At 32.6% G+C, this 4,932-nt stretch carries 5 protein-coding genes; 2 read left to right on the top strand and 3 right to left on the bottom strand.

Translation table 11 applies throughout. From position 1 onward, the window contains the following. The 3 genes from ACLUJM_RS12790 to ACLUJM_RS12780 form a co-directional block, all read right to left on the bottom strand. Nucleotides 1-1,210, bottom strand: a 1,210-nt coding sequence (locus ACLUJM_RS12790; protein ID WP_008819345.1) for a plasmid recombination protein, incomplete at its 3' end; no start/stop codon positions are given. A gap of 268 nt (nucleotides 1,211-1,478) precedes the next feature. Beyond that, entirely contained in the window at nucleotides 1,479-2,657 is a 1,179-nt protein-coding gene (locus tag ACLUJM_RS12785; RefSeq protein WP_008819346.1) for an AAA family ATPase, read from the bottom strand. Continuing rightward, complete coding sequence (locus ACLUJM_RS12780; RefSeq protein WP_008819347.1) at nucleotides 2,648-2,848, bottom strand: hypothetical protein; 201 nt, start codon at nucleotides 2,846-2,848, stop codon at nucleotides 2,648-2,650. The genes ACLUJM_RS12785 and ACLUJM_RS12780 overlap by 10 nt, the downstream gene beginning before the upstream one ends. Nucleotides 2,849-3,039: 191 nt before the next feature. Here ACLUJM_RS12780 and ACLUJM_RS12775 point away from each other — a divergent pair, with 191 nt between their 5' ends. Beyond that, a complete protein-coding gene (locus tag ACLUJM_RS12775; protein WP_008819348.1) occupies nucleotides 3,040-3,636 on the top strand; it encodes a helix-turn-helix domain-containing protein in 597 nt (198 codons plus the stop codon). A gap of 49 nt (nucleotides 3,637-3,685) precedes the next feature. Continuing rightward, nucleotides 3,686-4,783, top strand: a complete 1,098-nt coding sequence (locus ACLUJM_RS12770; protein ID WP_008819349.1) for a site-specific integrase — start codon at nucleotides 3,686-3,688, stop codon at nucleotides 4,781-4,783. Nucleotides 4,784-4,932: the final 149 nt, after the last annotated feature.

Here is a 4,932-nt window from a genome sequence, read left to right as displayed (position 1 = left end):
ATATTGTTCGTTCATGTTTTTTATGTTGCTGATGTTTAGGAACATCTTTTTCTGTATGAAGAACTTTACGAATAAATGATTTAACTAATTCTGGTGCTTTTCTAATTGCTTCAATAAAATCTTTGGTTTGTTTTTTAAGTTCTTCATATCTTCTTTTCCAAATACCTATATCTTTTTTAGCTTCTTCTAATTCGTTATTTAAGCTAATCATTTTACTTTTATATTCAATGCTCTGTTTTGCAAGTTTCTTTAATTTCTTAGCTTCAGGTTTTGTAAATTGAACATTACCAGTAAAAGTTTCTTTTCCCATATGATCAATTTCTTCGTAGCGTGCTTGAATTTGATTTTGAATTTTAGAAACCGATTCAATTCGTTTTAATTTCTTCTCATTAGTTAAAACTTGATTTTGTAATTCATCTAAGCGTTCTTTTTCTTTTTCAACCTTAAACTGTGTAACAGTTAAATGTTCTTCACTGCTGCCACGCTCTCCTCTTTCTAAATCATCATATCCTTTGTCTTTCATTGCTTGAAAGAAATCATCTTGTAAAACACTATATGATTTCCTTAATACTGGTTTTCCATTCTTTTGTATGATTGGTTGTCCTTCTTCATCTAATGCTGGTTTAGAATTCCATTTCTTGCTAGAACTTACTTGTCTAATTACTTCTTTTACAGTTCCAACTAAGTTTTTATCTTTACATCGCTTAGACCATAAGATTTCTTTTTCCACTGTTGGAATATAAACTACATGAAGATGGTAATGGTAAATATCTTGTCCTAGTGCTTCTGACATTGCACGATTTCTTTCGTCTGCGTGCATGACTGCCGATAAGATATATTCTTTCCCACCTACGATATCAATCGCTGCATGATAGGCATCTAAATAAAACTGTTTGGCAAATTCATAACCACCATGATTGTGGAAATAAGCTGAATTCACATCAAAGATAAGTTCGCCATAATGATCAGCATCTTGTTTTAATCCTCTTGTTGAAATAACTTTATCTGTCTCTAATTGCTTAAACATTTCTTCATATTTTGCGATTGGCTTTTTATAATGCACATTCATAAAATTTCTTTCTGCGACGATATCTGGATTTCGATAAACACTCATTTCTCTTTCATTATGTTCTTCTGTATGAGCGATATTCGTTTCTTTTAAGTTTCTGTTTCTTGCAAATGTACGATCAACTCCATCATTTCTTGCCACATTTTAAATCCTTCCTTTCTTAAAGAATGCACTTTTTCGAAGTGTAATAACCCACTATGACACTTTCAACCTTACAGTTGCAAAGATGTCGTGGGCTCTGCGAGGCTTTCTACATCAAGAAATTCAAGTATTTCTTGATAGTCAAACAAATAGCAGTTATTCACTACTATTGTTTGCTAAATGTAACGATAGCGACGATAGTTACGATATTTTTGATATCGTCATTATTATTTAAATTACCGTCGCAATCGTTGCATATCGTTGCACCTTAAGTTTTAGCTACAAAACTCAAGGTGATTCTTCTTCCTGAATGTTTCGGCTTATTTTCGTATGCGATATTATATTCACTTAGTAATACTCCTGCCTTAACATTCAAATGTCTCGTTAATGAATTTGCTTTCATATCCAAATTCAATACTTCGACAAGTTCGGTTGGACTACCACACCACATATTCTTTTCAGCATTAACTAAATTAGCGATTGCTTCAAGAATTTCATCTGGTGGACTTAACCATAGTTCTGTCTCAACCTCTTTTAGATTCCAAACCAAATGCTCTAGATCTTTTTCAAGATGTAACATTTGTTCTGGTTGATCTCTTCCAGCTACTTCTAAGGTAGCCGTTTTTCCAGTTCGCTTTTCTTTTTGTAAAACAAATACTCCGTCAGCTGCACCTAGAAGTCCATTTGTTCCTGAAATCATATCAAACTTATCATCTGCTTGTTGTTTACGAGTATGATGAACTAGCAATAAACAGATTCCATACTCATCAGCAAATTGTTTTAATTGCGTAATGATTTCATAATCACTTGAATAACTATATTTATCATTTCTTGATTCTCTTATTTTTTGTAAAGTATCAATGATAATCAATTTGGTGTTCTCATGTTCATTCATAAATCTTAATAGTTGTTCATTTAAGCCTAGACCTAATTGTTTAGAACTAGTCGCAAAATACAATTCATCAGTACCCTCTACTCCAAACATTTGAAATAAACGCTTTTGTAATCTTCGATAATCATCTTCAAGCGCGAGATATAAAACCGTTCCTTGTTTAACTTCAAAGTTCCATAAAGCTTTGCCAGTACTAACATGATAAGCGATCTGTGCCATCATAAATGACTTACCTACCTTTGGTGCTCCGACAAACAAATAAGTTCCCGGATATAAAAGTCCTTCAATGATAGGTGGCTTATTCGTGAATACATGTTCATATAGATTATTCATGGTTAAGGTTTCCATATAACCAGGTTTACTTTTTTCAAGAAACTGTTGATATTCATCGCTTGCTTCATATTCTGCTAATAGCTTTAACATATCATCCAAGTTGTTATTGCCTAGCTTTTCTTCATTTGTTATAATTTCTTGTGTTAAGTTATAAGGTGACTGTTCCTCATTAGCTCCAACTAATGATAAAGGATCAGTCATTTTTTCTTGTTCTAATGACATTCTTTTTCACCACCAATCTCTAAGCCATAAAACTTTTGTTTGAAATATTGAATTGGACATTTTCCAGCAATCGTAATATATCCCATCGCTTTTAACTCTTTATTTAAATCTCTAACGATTTGATAAGACTTGCTACGACTAATCTTCATTACTTCTTGAATTTCTTCTGCTGTAATAAATTGAGCTTTCATAGCGTTTTCACCTCCTTTCAGTCGCTTTGTGTATTAAATGTGCATTCATTTTATATAATTTATCATTATATGCACTATTAATACATATTCATTATACATATATATAGTGCGGATGTCAATATAAAATAATATAGATATGTACTTGTAATACATATTATGAAGTGTTATAATGTGGACGAGGTGAACGAAAAATGAATAAAATGGATTATTCTGCCATAGGGTTAAGAATTAGAACCCTAAGAAAAAAGAAAGGACTAAATCAAACAGAATTTGCAAAACTGCTTGATAAGTCATTGCGTACTGTACAAAAATATGAAACTGGCGAAATTGAAGTTTCGTTCTCAGTAGTCAATCAAATTGCTCAAGTGCTTGATACGACTACATCTTACATACTAGGTATTGATACTGATGTTGCTCCAATTAGAAGTCTTGCTGATGTATTAGGCTTTCTATTTGAATTAGAAAAAGTATCAAATCTTAACTTCAATATTGATGTTAAGAAACCGCCTAGAAGCGAAGAATGGGAATGTTCTATTAGCTTTAAAGGAAAAGATCTAGAAGCTGATTACAATGCAGACATGTGCCTATTCTTAGAAGAATGGGAGAATGAAAGACAAGAAGTTCAATCATATACTCATTCCCAAGCGACATATCGCAAATGGCAAGATCAGACCCTTGCATATTATGCCTCTTGTGGTTTAGAGAGCAACGAACCTGAGGAATTGAGCGAAGAAGAACGCATTGAAAAACGAAATGCATACTTAGAAAACTTATATCACTCTAATTAAGAGAAAACTAAGGTCTGACATAGAAAATCAAAAGAAAGAGGTAATTTTTATGTCAGTAACTAAAGACTCAAAAACAGGAAAATGGATGTCACAAATCCGCATTAAAGATTGGACTGGAAAAGAAGTCCATAAAAAGAAAAGAGGCTTCTCTACAAAAAAAGAAGCCCTACAATGGGAAAAAGAATTTATTGAACAATCAAATGGTAGCGTAGGAATGTTGTTCAAAGACTTTGTTAATATCTATTTGAAGGATATGTCTCATCGTTTAAAACCATCAACCATCGCTAATAAACGCTATATGATTGATACAAAGATTATTCCCTATTTTGGTATGATGACATTAAATGCAATTAAACCTACCGATGTCAGACATTGGCAAAATGAACTTACTAGCTATCGTGGTGAAAATGATCAACCTTATTCACAAACTTATCTAAGAACAGTTAGTAACCAAATCACCGCGATTTTTAATTACGCCGTTAAATATTATGGCTTAAAAGAAAATCCTTGCCACAAAGCTGGTGGTATGGGTAAAAAGCACGCTGATGAAATGTTGTTTTGGACGAAAGAAGAATTTCAAACCTTTATAGATTGTATGAAGCATAAGACCACAAGTTATACCATGTTTATGACTTTATATTATACAGGTATTCGTATTGGCGAATTACTTGCCTTAACACCTGCTGATATTGATTTAAACAAGAAAACACTAACAATCAATAAAAGCTATCAAAGATTAAATTGCAAGGATATTATTTCATCACCGAAAACACCTAAAAGTAATCGTATCATTGCTATGCCTACTGCTTTATGTGATTGTCTTAAAGACTACATGAGTAGGCTTTACGAAATTAATGATGACCATCGTTTATTTCCGATATCAAAAAACTTTGTAGAACGAGAAATTAAACGAGGTTGTGACGACTCTGGAGTAAAGAAAATTAGAATTCATGATATACGACATAGTCATGCCAGTTTACTTGTAGAACTAGGATTTTCACCGCTATTAATTGCTGAAAGACTTGGTCATGAGCGTGTTCAGACTACCATGGATACTTATAGTCATCTATATCCAAACAAACAAATTGAAGTAGCTAATCAACTGGATTCTCTAATTTCTAATGGATTGGCTACAAAAAATCCATAAAGTGTAGCCAATTTGTAGCCACTAAAAAAGAAAAAGTCTTAGAAAGCCTTTATTTAAGGCATATTCTAAGACTATAAAACACTTAATTTGTTATTCCCACTCAATCGTTCCGCACGGTTTCGGTGTCAAATCATAGCACACACGATTCA

The sequence above is a fragment of the Finegoldia sp. genome (assembly GCF_046991905.1).
GTDB lineage: Bacteria > Bacillota > Clostridia > Tissierellales > Peptoniphilaceae > Finegoldia.
This window is presented reverse-complemented; position numbering and strand designations above follow the sequence as displayed.

Bases quoted from the DNA above. Each gene is read 5' to 3' on its own strand.
- ACLUJM_RS12775 (WP_008819348.1), top strand. From the start codon at position 3,040: ATGAATAAAATGGATTATTCTGCCATAGGGTTAAGAATTAGAACCCTA.
- ACLUJM_RS12770 (WP_008819349.1), top strand. From the start codon at position 3,686: ATGTCAGTAACTAAAGACTCAAAAACAGGAAAATGGATGTCACAAATC.
- ACLUJM_RS12785 (WP_008819346.1), bottom strand. From the start codon at position 2,657: ATGTCATTAGAACAAGAAAAAATGACTGATCCTTTATCATTAGTTGGA.
- ACLUJM_RS12780 (WP_008819347.1), bottom strand. From the start codon at position 2,848: ATGAAAGCTCAATTTATTACAGCAGAAGAAATTCAAGAAGTAATGAAG.